Annotated in this window: 14 protein-coding genes and 1 pseudogene; 7 read left to right on the forward strand and 8 right to left on the reverse strand. The window is 69.6% G+C overall.

Annotated features, from left to right (window positions below; genetic code table 11):
- Window positions 1-126: 126 nt before the first annotated feature.
- Both OG214_RS04310 and OG214_RS04315 read left to right on the forward strand, forming a co-directional pair.
- Entirely contained in the window at window positions 127-2,436 is a 2,310-nt protein-coding gene (locus OG214_RS04310; RefSeq protein ID WP_405983832.1) for a discoidin domain-containing protein, read from the forward strand.
- 309 nt (window positions 2,437-2,745) lie between these two features.
- Complete coding sequence (locus OG214_RS04315; RefSeq protein WP_363085430.1) at window positions 2,746-3,663, forward strand: MIP/aquaporin family protein; 918 nt, start codon at window positions 2,746-2,748, stop codon at window positions 3,661-3,663.
- 59 nt (window positions 3,664-3,722) lie between these two features.
- Here the strand turns inward: OG214_RS04315 and OG214_RS04320 are convergent, their stop codons facing one another.
- Window positions 3,723-4,463, reverse strand: coding sequence for a cupin domain-containing protein (locus tag OG214_RS04320; RefSeq protein ID WP_405983833.1), 741 nt, complete (start codon window positions 4,461-4,463; stop codon window positions 3,723-3,725).
- Between the two features lie 131 nt (window positions 4,464-4,594).
- A complete protein-coding gene (locus tag OG214_RS04325) occupies window positions 4,595-5,071 on the reverse strand; it encodes an ATP-binding protein (RefSeq protein WP_405983834.1) in 477 nt (158 codons plus the stop codon).
- A gap of 236 nt (window positions 5,072-5,307) precedes the next feature.
- Here OG214_RS04325 and OG214_RS04330 point away from each other — a divergent pair, with 236 nt between their 5' ends.
- Window positions 5,308-6,141, forward strand: a complete 834-nt coding sequence (locus OG214_RS04330) for an alpha/beta hydrolase (protein WP_363085433.1) — start codon at window positions 5,308-5,310, stop codon at window positions 6,139-6,141.
- A gap of 13 nt (window positions 6,142-6,154) precedes the next feature.
- On the opposite strand, the gene nhaA is transcribed toward OG214_RS04330, so the two are convergent.
- Both nhaA and clpX read right to left on the reverse strand, forming a co-directional pair.
- Window positions 6,155-8,041: a Na+/H+ antiporter NhaA gene (gene nhaA, locus OG214_RS04335; protein ID WP_405983835.1), complete on the reverse strand. Its 1,887-nt coding sequence runs from the start codon at window positions 8,039-8,041 to the stop codon at window positions 6,155-6,157.
- 82 nt (window positions 8,042-8,123) lie between these two features.
- Window positions 8,124-9,410 carry an ATP-dependent Clp protease ATP-binding subunit ClpX gene (clpX, locus tag OG214_RS04340; protein ID WP_405983836.1) on the reverse strand — a complete coding sequence of 429 codons (1,287 nt, stop codon included), beginning with the start codon at window positions 9,408-9,410 and terminating at the stop codon, window positions 8,124-8,126.
- Between the two features lie 140 nt (window positions 9,411-9,550).
- Between clpX and OG214_RS04345 the strand changes: the two genes are divergently transcribed.
- Window positions 9,551-10,774 carry a TetR/AcrR family transcriptional regulator gene (locus OG214_RS04345; protein WP_405983837.1) on the forward strand — a complete coding sequence of 408 codons (1,224 nt, stop codon included), beginning with the start codon at window positions 9,551-9,553 and terminating at the stop codon, window positions 10,772-10,774.
- A 209-nt stretch (window positions 10,775-10,983) separates the two neighbouring features.
- Here the strand turns inward: OG214_RS04345 and OG214_RS04350 are convergent, their stop codons facing one another.
- Window positions 10,984-13,227, reverse strand: coding sequence for a M4 family metallopeptidase (locus OG214_RS04350; protein ID WP_405983838.1), 2,244 nt, complete (start codon window positions 13,225-13,227; stop codon window positions 10,984-10,986).
- A 511-nt stretch (window positions 13,228-13,738) separates the two neighbouring features.
- Between OG214_RS04350 and OG214_RS04355 the strand changes: the two genes are divergently transcribed.
- On the forward strand, window positions 13,739-14,860 hold the full coding sequence (locus OG214_RS04355) for a Gfo/Idh/MocA family protein (RefSeq protein ID WP_405983839.1): 1,122 nt from the start codon (window positions 13,739-13,741) through the stop codon (window positions 14,858-14,860).
- 18 nt (window positions 14,861-14,878) lie between these two features.
- Here OG214_RS04355 and OG214_RS04360 read toward each other — a convergent pair whose 3' ends face one another.
- On the reverse strand, window positions 14,879-15,736 hold the full coding sequence (locus OG214_RS04360; protein ID WP_363085507.1) for an NAD(P)-dependent oxidoreductase: 858 nt from the start codon (window positions 15,734-15,736) through the stop codon (window positions 14,879-14,881).
- A gap of 212 nt (window positions 15,737-15,948) precedes the next feature.
- Window positions 15,949-17,163: a glutamate--cysteine ligase gene (locus tag OG214_RS04365; protein WP_405983840.1), complete on the reverse strand. Its 1,215-nt coding sequence runs from the start codon at window positions 17,161-17,163 to the stop codon at window positions 15,949-15,951.
- Between the two features lie 340 nt (window positions 17,164-17,503).
- On the opposite strand from OG214_RS04365, the gene OG214_RS04370 reads away from it, so the two are divergent.
- On the forward strand, window positions 17,504-19,474 hold the full coding sequence (locus tag OG214_RS04370; protein ID WP_405983841.1) for a DUF305 domain-containing protein: 1,971 nt from the start codon (window positions 17,504-17,506) through the stop codon (window positions 19,472-19,474).
- 87 nt (window positions 19,475-19,561) lie between these two features.
- On the opposite strand, the gene OG214_RS04375 is transcribed toward OG214_RS04370, so the two are convergent.
- Window positions 19,562-19,831: a TetR-like C-terminal domain-containing protein gene (locus OG214_RS04375; RefSeq protein ID WP_405983842.1), complete on the reverse strand. Its 270-nt coding sequence runs from the start codon at window positions 19,829-19,831 to the stop codon at window positions 19,562-19,564.
- Window positions 19,832-19,865: 34 nt separating this feature from the next.
- On the opposite strand from OG214_RS04375, the pseudogene OG214_RS04380 reads away from it, so the two are divergent.
- Window positions 19,866-20,000, forward strand: a pseudogene (locus tag OG214_RS04380) (SDR family oxidoreductase); the annotation flags it as partial.
- Window positions 20,001-20,065: the final 65 nt, after the last annotated feature.

Raw genomic sequence — 20,065 nt, forward strand, 5'->3', positions numbered from 1 at the left:
CCACACAGGACCTTGGGTCGAAGATTTTTGCTTCGGTCTTCAAAAATTGCGCAGATTCATAGACTTCCTGCGGCACCGCTTCTAGCCTTTTCGCGTCCGCAGAGTCCCCACGAGCCGCAAGGACGTATGTCTGTGACACTCCCCCCAACCCCAAGAGGCCGTTTGCTCCGGCGCGGTCTGTCAGCCTCCCTCTCCCTCGCACTCGCCGTGGCCGGGACGGCCGCGGCGGTGGTGCTCTCCACCGCGCCCGACGCCCAGGCGGCGGCGGTCCCCGCACCTTCTCCCCTCGACGTCCAGGGCCGCGGCGCGAGCGTGCCGTTCAAGGAGCAGGAAGCCGAGTACGCCGCGACCAACGGCACCCTGATCGGCCCCAACCGCCTCTACGGCACGCTGCCTTCGGAAGCCTCCGGACGGCAGGCCGTGACGCTCGACGCGGTCGGTGAGTACGTCGAGTTCACCCTCACCGCTCCCGCGAACGCGATGACGTTCCGCTACTCGCTGCCCGACAACTCCGCGGGCACCGGCCGGGACGCCGAGATCGATCTGCGGGTCAACGGCAACTCCCTCAAGAGCGTGCCCGTGACCTCCAAGTACGGCTGGTACTACGGCGGTTACCCGTTCAACAACAACCCGGGCGACACCAACCCGCACCACTTCTACGACGAGACCCGGACCATGTTCGGATCGACCCTGGCGGCCGGTACGAAGGTCAGGCTCCAGGTCTCCTCGACCGCCGCGTCTCCGACGTTCACCATCGACCTGGCGGACTTCGAGCAGGTGGCCGCGCCGATCGGCAAGCCCTCCGGGGCGCTCGACGTCGTCACCGACTTCGGCGCCGACCCGAGCGGTGCCGCCGACTCCACCGCCAAGATCCAGGCGGCGGTCGACGCGGGCCGCACCCAGGGCAAAGAGGTCTACATTCCGCAGGGCACCTTCCAGGTGCGCGACCACATCATCGTCGACAAGGTGACGCTGCGCGGCGCGGGCCCCTGGTACAGCGTGCTGACCGGACGCGACCCGTCCAACCGCAGCAAGGCCGTCGGTGTCTACGGCAAGTACGCCAATCAGGGCGGCAGCACCAATGTCACCCTCAAGGACTTCGCCATCATCGGCGACATCCGTGAGCGCGTGGACAACGACCAGGTCAACGCCATCGGTGGCGCGATGTCCGACTCGGTCGTCGACAACGTCTGGATGCAGCACACCAAGTGCGGCGCCTGGATGGACGGCCCGATGAACAACTTCACCATCAAGAACAGCCGGATCCTGGATCAGACCGCCGACGGCGTCAACTTCCACATGGGCGTCACCAACTCGACGGTCACCAACACCTTTGTGCGCAACACCGGTGACGACGGTCTGGCCATGTGGGCGGAAGCCGTACCGAACGTCAACAACAAATTTACGTTCAACACCGTGATCCTGCCGATCCTGGCGAACAACATCGTCACCTACGGCGGCCGGGACATCACCATCTCCGACAACGTCATGTCGGACACGATCACCAACGGCGGCGGGCTGCATATCGCCAACCGCTATCCGGGGGTCAACTCCGGTCAGGGCACGGCGGTCTCCGGTGTGACCACCGCCGCGCGCAACACCCTGATCCGGGCCGGCAACAACGACTACAACTGGCGCTTCGGCGTCGGCGCGATCTGGTTCAGCGGACTCAACGAGCCGATCAACGCGACCATCAACATCACGGACAGCGAGGTGCTGGACAGCTCCTACGCCGCGATCCATCTGATCGAGGGCGCGACGAACGGGCTGCGCTTCAACAACATCAGGATCGACGGCGCGGGTACGTACGCGCTCCAGATCCAGGCACCGGGGACGGCCTCGTTCACCAATGTGACCGCCACCCATATCGCCCAGTCCAACCCGATCCACAACTGTGTCGGCAGCGGCTTCCAGATCACCCAGGGCGCGGGCAACTCGGGCTGGTACGCCAACCCGCCCGCGTGCACCGGCAACTGGCCCGACCCGGTGTGGACCAACGGCGGTGTACCGGGCGGTCCCGGCAACCCGCCGACCACCCCGCCGACCACTCCCCCGACCACGCCTCCCACCACCCCGCCCACGACGCCGCCGGCGGACGGCAACGCCAACACCTACTGGGAGAGCACCAACAACGCCTTCCCGCAGTCGATCACGGTGGATCTCGGCGCGGCCAAGGCCGTCAAGCGTGTGGTCCTGAAGCTTCCCCCGGCGTCCGCGTGGTCGACCCGCACACAGACGCTGAGCGTACTGGGGAGCACCACCGGCCCGTACGACACGCTGAAGGCATCGGCGAACTACACCTTCAACCCGTCGAGCGGCAACACCGCGACGATCAGTCTCGACGGAACGCCGGTCCGCTATCTGCGGCTGACGTTCACGGGCAACACCGGCTGGCCGGCCGCCCAGCTCTCCGAGCTGGAGGCCTACACCAGCTAGCGCACGACGAATAAGCACGAGGAACAAGCACAAGGAACGAGCACGAAGAATAAGCACGGCAGACAACAGACGGAACGCCCGGCCGGTGACATCCCCGGCCGGGCGTTCTTGTCATACGGGAGCGCTCACCCGAATGGCCCATACGGTCCCGTACCACCCCCATGAATGACCGTCAGCCGGCGAATACCACTCGCCGGGCGCGTGCCACCGGACGGTCCTACACTCGCCTATCAAGGCCCACTCCCGGGCACCTCCGTGGGATTCAGCATACGAACCGCGCGCCGGACCCATCGCAAAACAGGAGGCGTCATGACAGCCACCAGTACGAAGCGTCGCGGCTATCGAGAAGGGCTCGGCGGTGAACTGCTCGCGGAATTCCTTGGAACATTCGTACTGATTCTGTTCGGCTGCGGCTCGGTCGCCGTCGCCGTCGCCGGTCTTCCCGGCTCCGGCCGGCAGTCCGGGCCCTTCGACGCCGCGAACTGGCTGATCATCTCATTCGGCTGGGGTCTCGGAGTGGTCTTCGGTGTATACGTCGCCGGGGGTGTCAGCGGCGCGCATCTCAATCCGGCGGTGACGCTCGCCTTCGCCGCACGCAGGAACTTCGCCAGGAAGAAGGTACTCCCCTACTGGGGCGCGCAGTTCCTGGGAGCCTTCCTCGGGGCCGCGGTGGTCTTCAGCATGTACAGCTGGGCCATCAACGCGTTCGACAGCAAGGCGGGAATCGCCCGGGACCAGTCACTCTCCACCTTCTCCATCTTCGCCACCTTTCCGGCCGAGTACTTCGGAAATTCCTGGTGGGGCCCGCTTCTGGACCAGATCGTCGGTACCGGCGCCCTCGTCATGCTCATCTTCGCGCTCATCGATACGCGTAACACCGCCCCCGCGTCCAATCTCGGCCCTTTTCTGACCGGCTTCGTCGTCGTCGCGATCGGCCTCAGCGTCGGAACGAACGCGGGATACGCGATCAATCCGGCCCGTGACTTCGGACCGCGGCTGTGGACGTACATCATGGGGTGGGGCGACATCGCCATTCCGGGGACTTTCCAGTGGTTCAGCCATTACATGTGGATCCCCATCGTGGGCCCGCTGATCGGGGCACTCGTGGGATCCGTTGTCTACGACTTCTTCATCGGGCATGTGCTCGACGCCCGCCGCGGTGTCATGGAAGGACGGGAAGGCGGCCGGGCCGGGGACGCCGCGCCCGGCCCCGCCGCCGATGTCTAACGGCTGTCGATGTCCAGGGGCCGCTGATGTCCAACGGCCGCCGGCGTCCGGGCGAGTCTCTAGAGCGGGACGTCGTAGGTGTCGAGGCGTCCGCACATGCCGAATCCGCCGTGCGCCGCCGGGGACCGGGCATACAGCCGGGCCCCGGCGAGATACGAGGCGTCACCCTCTTCGAGCCGGTCGAGCTGAGCACCGGTCTGCCGGGCGGCCTCCGCCGCGCCCGCCTCCCAGCGCTCGCGCCACCGTGCCACCCGGGGCCGTACGAGCGCGGCGGCGGTCCGCTGGAAGTCGAGCAGGGGCCGTGTGTCACCGGCCTCCCATGCCGTACGCAGCACCGTGAAGCCCTCGACGGCGAGATCGCGCCGCCGGCGCGCGACCGCGGCCTGTTCGGCCTCGGACGCCTCCGCGGCGGAGGGGATACGGACGGCCCGCGCGTATGTCCCGGGGTCGGACAGATACTCCGGCGGCAGCGTGAGCACGGCGTCCCCGGCCTCCGGCAGTCCGCTGTTCTGCATCAGCACCACGATGCGCAGCCCGTCCTCGTTGACCAGCCGGTGGATGGTGCCCGGCGTGAACCAGACGAGGGCCCCGGGCGCCAGCGGTGTGACGGCGAAGCCCGTGGGGCCGAGCGTCTGGACGGCTCCCCGCCCCGCCGTCACCACATACCCCTCGGAGCAGGTGAGATGAAGATGCGGGGTGCCTCCCCGCACTCCGTCTGCGGCCTCCCACTCGTACACGCGCAGATGCGATACGGCGACGGCTCCCGGCAGCCCGGCGAAGCCCTCCGGCGCAGTCACCATCTCTGTCCCCACCGGCTCCTCGCCTTCGCGGTCGTACGGGACGCATTGAGCGGACACATTCAGCAAGCGCTTTCTACGCAGAACGTAGGGTCACCGCACAACGCTGTCAACGGGGCGGCCTCCGGATCCCGTCAGGCCGGAATCCCACCGCCGTCCGCCGCGAACAGTTCGAACACGACCTGGACCCGCTTGCCGACCGGGACCCGCTCGGCGACGAGCCGGTCGCTCAGCGCGTCGACGATCTCCATACCGTGCCCGCCCAGCCGGCCGGGGTCCCGCTCATAGCGGCGCGGCAGGGTCGTACTGCTGTCGTACACGGTCACGATCAGCCGCCGGTCCGTGCCCTCCAGCTCCAGCAGATACGGTCCACGGCTGTGCCGCTCGGCATTGGTGACCAGCTCACTGACGACGAGCAGCACATCGCCGTTTCTCCTGTCGCCGAGCTCGGCGCACCACTCCGCTTCGAGCCGCTGGAGAAACCGGGCGGTGACCCGCCGGGCCTCCGCCGTGGACCCCGGTGAGCCCAGGAATTCCCGCGCCAGCCGCAGTGGCCGAACCGAATCGACCAGAGGCGCCAGAGTCGTACCGATGACGGTCTGTCCGTTCATACGCTCATACACTCCCGTCCGCGCATCTATGAGGGCGATGCGGGGACCCCCCTAACCCTCTTCCCTTCTGCCCCCGAACGCCGTCGGTATGCACGTCGGTCCCGGTGAACGCACACCCGCCCCGGTGAACGGGGCGCGGAAGCGGCCCATGTGGCGGGCCCCGGGGAGCGGAGGTTTCATGGAAGACAAAGCGTCATCATCAGGGACGATCCGGAACAGAGAAAGCGGGCACACTCATGCCGTTCGTCACCGTCGGGCAGGAAAACACCGGCTCCATAGACATCTACTACGAGGATCACGGTATGGGACAGCCCGTGATCCTGATCCATGGTTACCCGCTCGACGGGCACTCCTGGGAGAAGCAGGAACGCGTCCTGCTGGCCACCGGGTACCGGGTCATCACATACGACCGGCGGGGCTCGGGCAACTCCAGCCGCCCCACGTTCGGTTACGACTACGACACCTTCGCCGAGGACCTCAGGATCCTCATCGACCACCTGGGCATCTCCGACGCGGTGCTGGTCGGCTTCTCCATGGGCACGGGAGAGGTCACGCGCTATCTCGGCAAGTACGGTTCCGGGCGTATCAGCAAGGCCGTACTGCTGGGCGCCATACCGCCGTTCCTCCTCAAGACCGACGACAACCCCGAGGGGCTCGACCGGTCCGTCTTCGAGGACATCAAGTCCGCCATCGCCGCCGACCGCCCGGCCTATATGAAGGTGTTCGTCAACAACCTCTACAACGTCGACCAGTACCGCGGCTCCCGGATCAGTGACGAGGCGTGGACGTTCAGCTTCAACACGGCCCTGGCCATCTCGGCCCACGCCGCCTACGCCTGTGTCGACACATGGCTGACCGACTTCCGCGCGGACCTGCCGAACATCGACGTACCCGTGCTGCTCATGCACGGGACCGACGACCGGGTCCTTCCGTACGTGAACACGGCGAAGCGGCTTCCTGGGCTCATCAAGGATCTGACCTTCGTCACCGTCGACGGCGGCCCGCACAACATCGCCTGGACCCACTCCGAGATCGTCAACCCGGCGCTGATGGACTTCCTCAAGGCCTGAGTTCCTCCCGGTCTCAAGGCTTGAGCAGGGAGCGCGCGCGGGCGGCACGCACGGCGGCGGTGAGACCCTCGATGTCGTACGCGCCGTGGTGGCGCCGCCCGTTGATGAAGAACGTCGGCGTGCCCGAGACACCGCTCACATCGGCCGTCTCCACATCCTCGGCGACCCGGGCGGCGCCCTTGTGGGTGCGCAGATGCCGGTGGAAGCGGTCGGTGTCCAGCCCGATCTCCGCCGCGTAGCGGAGCAGATCGGCGGGGCGCAGATCGCCCTGGTGGTCGAGCAGGAGATCGTGCATCTCCCAGAAGCCGCCCTGTTCCGCCGCCGCCTCCGCGGCCTCCGCCGCGAGCTGGGCGCTGGGGTGGACATCGGTGAGCGGAAGATGGCGCCACACGTACCGGACGTCTCCCGAGTCCGCGAGCAGTTCACGGATGACGGGCTCCGCCAGCCCGCAGTAAGGGCATTCGAAGTCGCCGTACTCGACGACGGTCACCGGCGCCTCCCTCGGACCGCGCACCTGGTCGCGGTCAGGGTCGACGGGTGTCGACAGATCGACAACGGACTCCGCCCTGCCCAGCAGTGCGCTGATCCGGCGGCGCCGAGGCAGCAGCCAGATCACCCAGGTGACCAGCCAGGTGGCGGCGAAGGAGCAGAGCACGGCGGCGAGAATGCCGATCTTCGCCTGTTCGAGCCGGGTGCCGTCGAAGGCGAGGGCGGCGATCAGCAGGGAGACGGTGAAACCCACTCCCGCGATGGTGCCGCCCGCCGCGGTGGCGCCCCAGCCGACGGGCGGGCGCAGCCGTCCCCGGCTCAGTCCGGTGGTCAGCAGCGAGGCGCCGAGGATACCGATGGGCTTGCCGAGCAGATAGCCGAAGAGGATGCCCAGGGTGACCGGAGAGCCGAAGGCGTCCGCCAGCCGGTCGCCGCTGATGGTGATACCGGCGTTGGCGAGGGCGAAGACCGGCACGATCACATAGCTCGTCCAGGGGTGGTACATCCGCTGGAGCCGCTCGTTGGGCGAGATGGCCGTGGCCAGTCCGGCCCGTACCGACCGCTCCAGCTCCGGTGTGGGCTGCTCGCGGAAGAGCCGGAACAGCCCGGTCGCCCGCTCCAGATCGCTGCGCGCCGCCGGGTAGGCGGAGGTGATCAGCCCCAGGGCGAGACCCGTGACGATCGGGTCCACACCGGATTCCAGTACGGCCACCCACAGCGCCACCGCGAGCACCGCGTACAACGCGCCGCGGCGCACTCCCGCGGCCCGTACGAGCAGGATCACACCGAAGATCGCCAGGGCCACGACCAGCGCGATCACATCGACATGGCCGCTGTAGGCGATCGCGATGACGCCGAGCGCCACGAAGTCGTCCACCACGGCGACGGTCAGGATGAAGGCCCGCAGCCCCCGGGGCAGCCGGGTGCCGAACACGGCGAGGATGCCCAGCGCGAACGCCGTGTCGGTGGACATGGCGGCACCCCAGCCGTGCACCGACGGATCGCCGGCGGTGAGGGCGAGATAGATCGCGACCGGTACGACCATGCCGCTGAGGCCGGCGATCATCGGAAGGGCGACCCGTTTCCGCTCGCGCAGTTCGCCCATGTCGAACTCACGGCGTGCCTCCAGGCCGACGACGAAGAAGAACAGCGTCATCAGTCCGCTGTTCACCCACTCGCGCAGCCCCAGGGAGACCCCGGCGGAGCCGACCCGGACCGAGAGATCCGTCGTCCAGAACGCGGCGTACGTACCGGGCCCGGTGTTGGCCCACACCAGTGCGGCCAGGGCCGCGCCCAGCAGTACGGCGGCGCTGCCGGTCTCCGTGCGCAGGAAGTCACGGAGCGGGGTCCGCAGGTCGTCGCCGTATGCGGTCTGGCCGGAAAGGCGCGGGGTCGCCGGGTCGACAGTCACCTGGCCATTCTGCTGCGACCCGTGCCGTCGGCGCCTGACGAGCCCCTGGAGCGGGCCCGGGAAGGGCTCCGCCCCGGCCGGCTCAGGCGGACTTCTCGCGGCGCTCGCGCTTTCCGCGCGGTACGAGCGTCGGATTGACGTTGTCGAGCACGGTGGCGCGGTCGACCACGACACGGGCGACATCGTCCCTGCTGGGGACCTCGTACATCACGTTCAGCAGGACCTCTTCGAGGATCGTGCGCGCCGCGCGGGCACCGGTGCGGCGCAGCAGCGCCTGTTCGGCGACGGCGGCGACGGCGTCCTCGGTGAACTCCAGCTCCACCCCGTCGAGGTCGAAGAGCTTCTGGTACTGCTTGAGCAGCGCGTTGCGCGGCTCGGTGAGGATACGGGTCAGCGCGGTCCGGTCCAGCGGCTGAACGGTCGCCAGCTTCGGCAGCCGGCCGACCAGTTCCGGGATCAGTCCGAACTTCAGCAGATCCTCCGGCAGCACATCGGCGGAGGCGGTCCGGCCCTCCCGCTCCTCCTTGCTGTGGATCGAGGCGCCGAATCCGATGCCCTGGCGTCCGACGCGCTGTTCGACGATCTGCTCCAGACCGGCGAAGGCACCGCCGACGATGAACAGCACATTGGCCGTGTCGATCTGGATGAACTCCTGCTGCGAGTGCTTACGGCCGCCCTGCGGCGGCACGGCGGCGACCGTGCCCTCCAGGATCTTCAGCAGCGCCTGCTGGACGCCCTCGCCGGAGACATCGCGGGTGATCGAACGGTTCTCGCCCTTGCGGGCGACCTTGTCGATCTCGTCGATGTAGATGATCCCGGTCTCGGCCTTCTTGACGTCGTAGTCGGCCGCCTGGATCAGCTTGAGCAGGATGTTCTCGACGTCCTCCCCCACATAGCCGGCCTCCGTGAGCGCGGTGGCGTCGGCGATCGCGAACGGGACGTCGAGCATCCGGGCGAGGGTCTGGACGAGATAGGTCTTGCCGCAGCCGGTCGGACCGACCAGCAGGATGTTGGACTTGCCGAGTTCGACCTGTTCCTCGCCGGAGCTCGGCCGCCCGCCGCCGCGGGCCATCGATCCGACGCGTTTGTAGTGGTTGTAGACCGCCACCGCGAGTGTCCTCTTGGCGCTCTCCTGCCCGATGACGTACTGCCCCAGGAAGTCGAAGATCTCGCGCGGTTTCGGAAGATCCGGCAGCGCGTCCCCGGAGGGCGCGCCGAGGTCCTCGGCGATCAGCTCGTTGCAGAGCCCCACACACTCGTCGCAGATGCAGACCGGGCTCGGACCCGCGATCAGCTTCTGGACCTGCTTCTGGTTCTTCCCGCAGAACGTGCACTTCAGCAGGGTGCCGCCGTCACCGATGCCTGCCACGCGGAAATATCTCCTCAAGCGTTGAACGGCCCGACTCCCGGTCGGCGTATCCGGATGCTCGGACCATATGACGCGAACATCTGAATGGCTCACGGTATCTTGAAGCGCGATGGACAGCAACGCGGGGACGTGTGAGGACGATGGGCCGGCTCAGCAGGGCACAGGCGCAGGAGCGCAACCGCGCCAAGGTGCTGGCGGCGGCCAGGGGTGAGTTCGCCGAGCACGGCTTCCGTGACGCCAAGGTGGACGGAATCGCCGAACGCGCGGGGCTGACCCGTGGCGCGGTCTACTCCAACTTTCCCGGTAAACGGGCGCTGTACTTCGCGGTGCTTGCCGATCTCGCCGAGCGCGCGCCGGAGCCGCCGCATCCGGAGCCCGGCCGTACCGCCCGTGAGGCCCTCGGCCTGCTCGCGCGCGCCTGGGTGGCCCGGCTGCCGCTCGCCGATGTCGGCGAACAGCACGGGATGGCGCGGCTCGGTATGTATCTGCTGCCCGAGGTACTCGCCGAGGAGCGGACCCGGCGGCCGTTCGCGCAGCTCATGAAGGTGGACGCGATCCTGCTGGGGCTCGCTCTGGAGGGACTGCGGCCGTCCGGCGCACCGGCCGGCAGTCTGGTACGGGTCGCGGAGGCGGTGCTCACGACCCTGCACGGCGCGAACCAGTTGGCCGCCGCCGCGCCGGGGTTCATCGAGCCCTTCAATGTCGTCAGCGCCTGCGAGCAGCTCGCGGGTCTCGATCTCCACGACTGGTGGCCGCCCGCGCATGTGATCACTCAGGTGCGGGAGACCGACGAGCCGTGGTCGCCGCCGCGCGCGCTGGACGCGGTGCGCGGCGAGCCCGCCCTGCTCGCGGGCGACGGTGTGGTGGCCGTCCTGGGACTGCACCGGCTGGAGGCCGTCGAGGAGGCGGTACGGGCCGCTCCGCCGGGGACCCGGGTCACCGCGGTCGTGGTCACCGGGGATCCCGATGAACTGGCACCGCTGGCGCGGCTGGCCGTCGCGGAACTCTGCCGCTGTCTGCGTCAGGCTTTCCCGCCCTCGGCGTGGCCGCGGGTACAGGTGGTGTTCGACGAGTCGGGCGCCCTCGCCGCGGCGGCCGGCCTGCCCGCCGTCAGCGACGGCACCGAGGCGGCCGTCCGGATCGCGGGGGACAGGATCGTCGCGTGCGCCGACGGCCGTGGCGCGTGCCACGCGGTCACCTCGGCCCTGACGGCCGCGTCCGGGGCCACGGGCGCGGGCGCTGCCGTGGACGCGGAAGCGGGCCCTCCGCCCGAAGGCCGTACGGCTGGCGGCCGTCCCCCCGGTGACCGTGGGCGGAGCGGCCGTACCCCCACCGGCCCGAGCGGCCGGCCGGCCCTCGGCTGAGCTGGTCCACGGACCCCTCCGGACGCCCAGCCCGTTCCCGCCTCCCCCGTTCCCGCCTCCCCCGTTCAGGCCTCCTCCGCGCCCGGTTCCGCGCGGACCGGGATCATCCTGGCGGTCCCGCGACGGCACAGCGCCCTCCCGTCCGGCCTCGTCGGCCGGGCGGGAGGGCGCTCGCTCAGTGCGGTGGCGGGACTCCGGTCGGATCCGGGTCAGAAGGTCATGCTCCAACTGTCCAGATAGCCCGGGGGAACGGTGAAGATGCCCGGGGTGTCGTCCTCGACCCGGAGGGTCCAGGTGCCGTTGGCGGGGACGGCCGAGGCGTCGACGGTGTAGGTCGCGTTCAGCTCCGGTCCGGGCCCGTAGATGAAGTCCTTCACCCGGATCCTCGTACCGTCCTCGCTGATCAGGTCGATCACCTGACCGCCGGCGAAGGCGTGGAAGAGATGGACCGTCACCTTGAGGTCACCGGAGGCGTTGCCTTCCCGGCCGGTGACGATGATCGGGGAGGTGGCCACACCCCAGTTGGGGATGGAGTACCGGGCGGGATTGACGAAGAAGTCACCGCCGGAGGCCAGGACGGTCCAGGTGAAGGGGACCTTCAGGGTCTCCGCCGCCGCGTTTCGAACGATGACGGTGGTGGTGAATGTGCCGGCCGTCGTCGGCGTACCGGCGATGAGGCCGGTGCCGGGGTCGATCGACATACCGCCGGGGAGACCGGTGGCGGAGTAGGTGAGGCTGCCCGGCCGTGAGGTCGTCGCCTCGATCTGCCGGCTGGTCGGCTGGCCGACCGCCGCGTCCCGGGTGGACGGTGCCATCACGGCGATGTGATTCACGTAGCGGGGACCGACGTTGACGGCGGCCCAGGCGTTGCCGACGGCCTCGTAGGCGTCGCTGGACCTGCCGAACAGATCGGCCGCGGCCTGGAGGGTGGCCACGCGCGCGCCCGCGTAGTCGGTGCCGCTGGTCATATAGAGGGTCAGCGCCCGGTACCAGACGTTGGTGGCGTTGTGCAGACCGAGGCCCGCGACGGGCCGGTCGTCGTAGGTGGGGCTGTCGTAGCGGACGCCCTTGACGGTCTTCTCCCCGCTGCCCTCGGCGAGCAGATAGAAGAAGTGGTTGCCCACACCCGAGCTGAAGTGCGGGTCGAGCGAATCGGTCTCGGGGGTCCAGTAGTCCTGGGAGGTGCCCTTGACGGAGGCGTCCTTGGAGGGCCTGTCCAGGTAGCGCAGCGGTCCGCCGGTGCCGCGTACGTCGTCCAGTTCACCGATCTGGTAGTCGGGTACGTCGGTGGCGCTGTCGGCGTAGAACTCCGCGGCGGTGGCCATGATGTCGCTGGTGGCCTCGTTCAGACCGCCGGACTCGCCTTCGTAGTCCAGGTCGGCGGTGGCGAAGGTGACGCCGTGGGTCATCTCATGGGCGGCGATGTCGAGAGAGGTCAGCGGCCGGGCGTTGCCGATCCCGTCGCCGTAGGTCATGCAGAAGCAGTTGTCGTCCCAGAAGGCGTTGGCGTATCCGTCGCCGTAGTGGACGCGGGAGTACGCGCCGACGCCGTTGTCGGCTATGCCGTTGCGGCCGAACCGGTCGTGGTAGAAGTCCCAGGTCTTCTGGGCCCCGTAGGCCGCGTCCACGGCCGCCGTCTGGCGGTCGGCGGCGGTCCCGTCGCCCCAGATGTCGTCGGTGTCGGTCAGCAGCGTGCCGTTCCCGCCCAGGGTCAGGTCGTAGGTGCTGTGGCCGCCGCGCTGGGGATCGGTCAGTTCGTAGACGTCGCCGTCGCGCACCGAGCCGATCCGCACCGTACCGCTGTACTGGCTGTTGCCCGTACCGGCGTGGATCTGCTCGTGGCTCTGGAGCCGGGCACCGGTCCTGGCGTCGGTCACCACGCGCAGCTCGCTGGGGGTGCCGTCCTCCTGGACACCGGTGACAACGGATTCCCAGGCCAGCGCGGGTGTGCCGTCGCCCATCCAGACGACCAGCTTCGGCGCTCCGTCCGGGGCTGCCTGGCCGGTCCTCTCGTCCTCCGCGACGGCGAGCGCCGACTTCTTCGCCGCCGTCGCCGTGAGAGCGGCCTTGGTCGTCGGCACCGAGACCGCCGCGTCCGACGCCTTGGTGACGGTACGGGCGCCGGGCCTCTCATGGACGACCAGGTCGCCGCCGAGTACGGGGAGTCCGGCGTAGGTGCGTTCGTAGCGGGTGTGCAGAGTGCCGTCGGCGTCCTGGACGACATCCTTCGGTACGAGCTTCTCCTGATCGCCCAGCTTCAGCGAACGGGCGGTGGCGGGAGCCGAATCGGCGGCGGCCCTGAGCAACTCCGCCCGCCGCGCGGGAGAGAGCCCGACGGGAGCGGCGCCGGGTCTTGGCTCCGCCGCGATCTGCCGTGGTGCCCGGTCCGCGCCGGCCGGCGCGGCGGGGACGGCACCCGAGGCGGGGAGTGCCGGGACGAGGAGCGCGGCCACGGCGACAGCCGCCGTCGCCGCCAGACGCCCGCGGGTGGAGGTCCGGCGAGGGGAGGGAGGAGATATATGAGACAACGTTGTCCTGGTGCGGAAGATGTTCGTCACTCCTGCGGCTTCCTTCTGTCCGGCCATGGCTGACGGCCGGTGGTGACGGGGGAACCGGAGGCTGGGGATCCCCGGCGAGAAGACCTGCGATACGACGTCCGTGCGGTATGCAGATAGTTTCAGCGGGACATCGGATTGTCATCACTCCGGAGATCATTGTCCGAGAGTCGGTCACCTGTCCGATGCGGGTCGCTGTCATATGCCAGCGATCACATGGGGCTTTACCGGACGGCAACACAACGCTTACCGGTCACTTTGGCTTGTTCCCGTCATGGCGTCATGACGGGTGTCCGGGGCGGGGCATAGCGGACGATCCATCAGCAACTGTGTGGCGAGGGCCGTCACCCCGTACCCTGCCGGTGGCCGCCTCGGACTCCCCCGGCCCGTCTTCAGAGGAGCGATCCACGTGAGTGCAGCACCCGTACGCTTCGGCCTGGTCGGCACCGGCTGGCGGTCGGAGTTCTTCGTCCGGCTGGCGCGGAAGCTGCCCGGCCGGCTCGCGGTCTCCGGTGTGGTGACCCGGTCCGCGGAACGTGCCGCCGAGGTGGAGGCCTCATGGGGAGTGCCCGCCTTCCGCAGCGTCGACGAACTGCTCGCGGGCTCCGGGTCGCCGGGATCGGCCGGGTCGCCGGAGTCCCCTGGAGCGCCGGAGTTCGTCATCCCGTCCGTGCCGTGGTCCGTCACTCCTGAGGTGACGAAGGACCTCGTACGCCGCGAGGTGCCCGTACTGGCCGAGACACCGCCGGCGGCCGACCTCGAAGGGCTGCGGGACCTCTGGCGCGAGACCGGCGGCAGCGGACTGGTCCAGGTGGCGGAGCAGTATCCGCTGATGCCGGGGCACGCGGCGCGGCTGGCCCTGCTGCGGGAGGGAGTGATCGGCGAGGTGACATCGGTGCAGATGTCCTCCACGCACCTCTACCACGCGGTTTCCCTGATCCGGCACACCCTGGGGGCCGGCTTCGAGCCCGCCACGGTGACCGCGAGGTCCTTCACCGCCCCGCTCGCCGATCCGCTGTCCAGGGAGGGATGGGCGGACGATCTGACGCCCAAGGACGCCTCGACGACCCTCGCGCTCCTGGACTTCGGCGGGCGGATGGGGCTGTACGACTTCACGGACAACCAGTGGTGGAACCCGCTGCGCGGCCGGCGCATGGTCGTCCGTGGTTCGCTGGGCGAGATCGTCGACGACCAGGTGGTCAGGATGGCGGACCCGCGGACCCCCGTGGAGTCGCCGCTGGTCCGCCGCCGTACCGGAACGGACCTCAATCTGGAGGGCGTCGAACTGCACCACATCACCTTCGACGGCCGGGTGGTGTACCGGAACGAGTACGTCGGGGCGAACCTCTCCGAGGACGACCTGGCCGTCGTCGACCTGCTGTGCCGTACGGGTGCCTGGGTGCGTGGCGAGGCCCCGGAGCCCTATCCGCTCGCCGAGGGCTGCCAGGACCACCAGATCAGCCTGGCGATCGAGGAGTCCGCACGCACCGGGGCCGCGGTGACCACGACACGGGAGGCCTGGGCGGGCTGAGGGCCCACGGGCGGCCGGTCAGTGGTCGATGACGTCCCGCCAGGAGTGCCGCGGTACGAAGCCCAGCACCTCGCGGGCGCGGTCGATGCTCAGCAGGGTCTCGTACGTTCCGATCTCGCGGGTCAGCTCGACGCCGGGGAACACCTCGGCGAGCAGTTCGGCGGAAGGCCGCCGCATGATGGTGTCCGCGGCGGCGATGACAAAGCTCCGCGCGCCGGTCACCCCCGCCGTGAGCGAGAGACGGCAGGCCTCCGCCACATCCCGCGCGTCGACATACCCCCAGAGGTTCCACTTCCGCAGATGCGGATCCGGCCAGTAGCCGGGGACATGACGGTAGTCCTCTTCGAGGTGGACATTGGAGAGCCGCAGCGCGACGAAGGGGATCCCGGACCACTCGGCGACATGCCGGGCCGTGGTCTCGGCCGTCACCTTGGAGAGCGCGTAGGTCGAGGTGGGGTACGGGTAGTGGTCCTCGTCCACCGGCGCGTAGCGGGGCGGGACGTCGAACGGAAGGCCGAGGGTGGTCTCGCTCGACGCCCACACCACACGCGACACCTTGTTCTGCGCGGCGGCGAGGAAGACGTTGTTGTTCATCACCGTGTTGGTGTTCAGCGTGTGGGCGGCGGGGAAGAGGCCGGGCGCCGGGATATTGGCCAGATGGACCACCGCGTCGACACCCTGGAGGGCGTCAACCGCCTGTCCGTAATCCGTCAGGTCCGCCCCGAGAAGGGATGTCCCGATCCTGGCCATCCTCTCCCGGTCGGCGGGACCGGCGACGATGTCCACGGCGACGACGTCGTACCCGTGCTCCAGCAGATCCGCGACGACGACACGGCCTGTCTTCCCGTTGGCACCGGTTACAGCGACTGTGGTCATGGGAGTGCTCCCCACTCGGTGTTCTTCTTACGGCTCACGGCTTACCGCTCGTGCCTCATCCTCTCCCGCCGGTGCCGGGACGACATCACCGGCCCGCGCGAGACCCGTGTCACGGCCGGACGACTGCGGCTGGGCGCGGACGGCTACGGGCCGGGCAAGGACTGCTACGGGCTCCGTGGGCCGCGTACGTCATGAGCTACGGGCTACGGGCTTCAGCTCTGGGTCCTGCGGACGCATTCGGCGACCATGGCGTGCAGACTTCCGGTGCGCCGCAGCACATCGCGCTGTACGCGTGCGGCGTTGCCCGTCCTCAGCAGCCGGCCGAGGCCGTCCTCGGCGAACGACAGGTCCCCGTCGTCCCGCAGAGCGTCCCGTACATGGGCCAGTAAGGAGCGTACGACCGCTTCGGCGGGGGCGGGCCTCATGGTGAGGGGGTGGACCAGCCGGTCCTCCAGCCCCGAGCGGCCGGCTCGCCAGGAGGCGAGCCGGAGCGACCCGACGCGGTGCGGCAGGGGCGGTTCCCGCTCCCGCCACTCGCGCGCGGCCGTCTCGACCAGCCCCCGCACCAGCGCGGCCAGCAGAACCGTGGTCGAGGCGTCGAGGCACACGTCGGCCACCCGCACCTCGACGGTGGGGTAGCGCTCCGCGAGCCGCGCGTCGAAATAGGCCATCGCCGGATCCCGCAGCACACCGGTGGCGACCATGGAGGCCACATAGTCGTGGTATCCGGCGGCGGACCCGAATATCTCCACCGGTCCCGCCGAGGGCCAACGCCCCCACACCCGGCTGCGATAGCTGCTGTAGCCGCTGTCCTGCCCCCGCCAGAACGGTGAGTTGCCGGTGAGCGCGAGCAGCACCGACAGCCATGGTCTGATCCGGTCGAGGACGGCGACTCCCTCCTCGTCCGATTCCACGGACACATGGACGTGACAGCCGCAGGTCAACTGCGCGCGGGTGATCGGCCCGAACTCGCGCTCCATCCAGAGATAGCGGTCGTCCGGATTGATGGCGGACTCGAAGGGCAGGGGGGAAGTCGCCAGCGCGGCCACGGCGGCCCCCGCCTTCCCCGCGTACTCGGCCGCTTCCGCACGCCGTTCGCGTATCTCCGCCGCCAGCTCCGTCATCTCCGTCCGCGGGCGGGTCGCGAACTCCAGTTGCTGCCCGTGGAGTTCCTTCTGGAAGCCGTGATCGCCGCCCCCGGCCCGGCCGGCCGTCTCCAGCACGGCCGCCGACACGGCGTGCGGCTCCCAGGTGGCCGCGTCCACCAGCAGTAACTCCTCCTCGACGCCGACGCTGCGCAACAGGGCCACCTCTCCACGCAACCGACATGCCTCGCGGCCCCCTCGGTCTGCGATCACCACCCGCGAACCCGTGATCCCGCTGTCGGGACCTCGGTGCCGGCGGCGTCGGGGGCTGCCCCGCTTCACCTACGGGGACCGGAACCGTACGGCACCGCCACCGGGCAAGGGAAGGGCGCCTTCCTGAACCCGACGGTGTGCCGGGGCGCCGCCGACTCCACGTATCGGCCGGAACCGTCCGTTCACCCGATTGCGAAGTCCGGGAGGACATACCGCCAAGGGCTGAGAACACTGGAGCCACCGGCGGAGAGCCCAGTCCTTCCCCTGTCTTCCCCCGCGTGGATCACACACGTCTCCGGCCGCCGGATGGGGCTGTTCCGTGACGGGCGGCCGCTTGAGGCGCCCGCCTCGGTCCGCGACGTCAGCGCTTGTCGATCCCGGTCGTGCTGGACGGAAGAGGAGAGGTCGGATGGCTGGGTACGCGTTTCGCCGGCTGGGCATGTCCGCGGCAGCCGGATTCATCGCACTGAGCCTGGTCTCGTGCGAGTCCCCAGGGCGCGGGGCGGCCTTCCCGCCGCACGCCCACCCGTCCCACGCGGGCGCCCAGGGCGGGCCGTTCACGCGGAAGATGGACGAGAGCATGCGGCTCATGGCCGAGGCCATGGCGGATTCGCGTATGACCGGCGATCCCGACCATGACTTCGCGGCGGCGATGGTGGCGCATCACCAGGGCGCCGTCGACATGGCCAAGGCGGTCCTGGAACACGGCAAGGACCCTGTTCTGCGGCGGCTGGCCCAGGAGATCATCGTCACGCAGCAGCAGGAGATCGGCGTCATGAAGGGCCGGATGACGGCCACGTCCTCGGCCCGCCGGGACGCGGAGCGCGGTGCGCCCGGCCGGAATCCGGGGCCCGCCGAGCCGGTACGGCGGCCCGCGGACCCGATACGTCCGGGCGAGCCGATACGTCCGGGCGAGGAGGTGTCCGGCGGGGGGAGCGGGACGGATACGGGGACGGTCATCCCGATATCCGGGCAGGACCGCGTCTACACCGCCGACCAGACGTCGAACACCGTCTCCGTGATCGATCCCGCCGCCAACCGGCTCCTGGGCGTGATCCGCCTCGGCGACCCCGTGCCGGGTGCGCTCAGTCCCCTGTACCGGGGTCAACTGCTCGTCCACGGGATGGGTTTCTCGCCGGACCACAGAACCATCGCCGTCGTCTCCATCGGCTCCAACTCGGTCACCCTGATCGAGACCGCGACGAACAAGGTCAAGGGCGTGGTCTACATCGGGCGTTCGCCGCACGAGACGTTCTTCACGCCCGACGGCCGCGAACTGTGGGCCACCGTACGGGGCGAGGACTACGTATCGGTGATCGACCCCGTCCGGATGAAGGAGAAGCGCCGCGTCAGGACGGTGAACGGACCGGGGATGGTGCTGTTCCGGCCGGACGGGCGGTACGCCTTCGTACCCTCCAGCTTCACCCCCGAGGTGGACGTGGTGGACACCCGGACGTACCGGGTCGTGGCCCGCGTCCCGCAGGCCAGCCCCTTCTCGCCCAACCTCGCGGTGAGCCGTGACGGAACCGAGGTCTGGTTCACACTGAAGGACTCCGGCAAGACGCAGGTGATGAGCGCCCGGCCGCCCTTCCGTATCCTCGCCACGCTCGACACCGGACCGATCACCAATCACGTCACCCTGGTCGACAACGCCAAGGGCCACTTCGGTTATGTGACCGTCGGCGGCGAGAACATGGTGAAGGTGTACCGGCGTGGCAGGACACCGGCCCTGGTGGCCACCATCCCCACCGGCGATCTGCCGCACGGCATCTGGGTCTCGGGAGACGGCACACGGGTCTACGTCGGGCTGGAGAACCAGGACGCCGTCGCGGCCGTCGACACCCTGAGGAACCGGGTGATCGCCACGATCCCCATCGGCCAGCAGCCACAGCAGCTGCTGTACGTTCCCCGGGCCGTCCCCTCCGGCAAGGGCACGGACAATCTGATGCCCCTCGGAGTCGCGGGCCTCGCCGGTCACCTCACGCTCAGCGCGCCGGAGGGCAGCGGCGGACGCGGTCACGCCACCGTCTCCGTGAACGCGCTCGGCGCTCTGGACCTCCTCCAGGTCGCCGCGACCGGCCTGGAACCCGGGAAGAACTACACGCTCTGGCTCACGGAGAACCGGACGGCGCCGTTCGGCCGCAAGGAAGCACTCACGATGTTCACCACGAACGCGGCGGGCGCCCAGGTCAGCCAGGCGATCGGTCTGCTGCGGGAGGTGCTGACCCCCACGGCCGCGGCGGAGCGGGCGACGGCCCGTGAACGCTTCCTGATCATCACGCGCGCGGACGGCGGCGCGGCCGTGGCCGTCCAGGAATCCCGCGAACCCATGCCGCCGACACCAGGTCTGGCACCGGACCCGGCACCCGCGGCGGGGTAGGCCCCCGGGCCGGCGCCAGCCGGCGCCGGCCCGGTGCGCGCTCCCGGTGCGGTGCGCGCTCCCGGTGCGCGCTCTCGGTACGGGCTCTCACACCACGGGTGTGGGAGCCGTTCCGGTCCGGCGATCCGGATCGAGGCCGCCGGGGACACCGGCCGCCGCCGTGCCGGCGAGGAGCTGGGGCCAGACGGTGGCGCCCAGTTGTTCGGGGGTGCCGGGGCAGTCGTGGTGCAGCCAGTCGAGGACGATGCCGAGCAGGGCGCCCGCCACGAACGCGGCCGCCGGATCGTGGGGGATGACCGCCGGGTCGTCGGCATGGGTGGGCGGGACGGCCTCGGCGGGCCCGCGGCTGACATGCACGGCGATCGCGATGCGCCGCAACAGGTGGTGCGAGGGTACGCCCGCCGATATCGCGAGGGCCGCCGAGTTCCTGCTCAGCCCCGGTGCCCGATTCATCTCGGGCAGCGACATGCTGGTCGACGGCGGTGTCATCGCCGCGTTGCGGACGGGACACATCACCCTGGGGTGAGGCCCGCGGGCCGGCGGCCGGCCGGTGAGCAGGCGGGCGAGCCGGTCGGCCGGTCACACCTCGGG

Source organism: Streptomyces sp. NBC_00872 (assembly GCF_045161915.1).
In the GTDB taxonomy this organism is placed as follows: Bacteria; Actinomycetota; Actinomycetes; order Streptomycetales; family Streptomycetaceae; genus Streptomyces.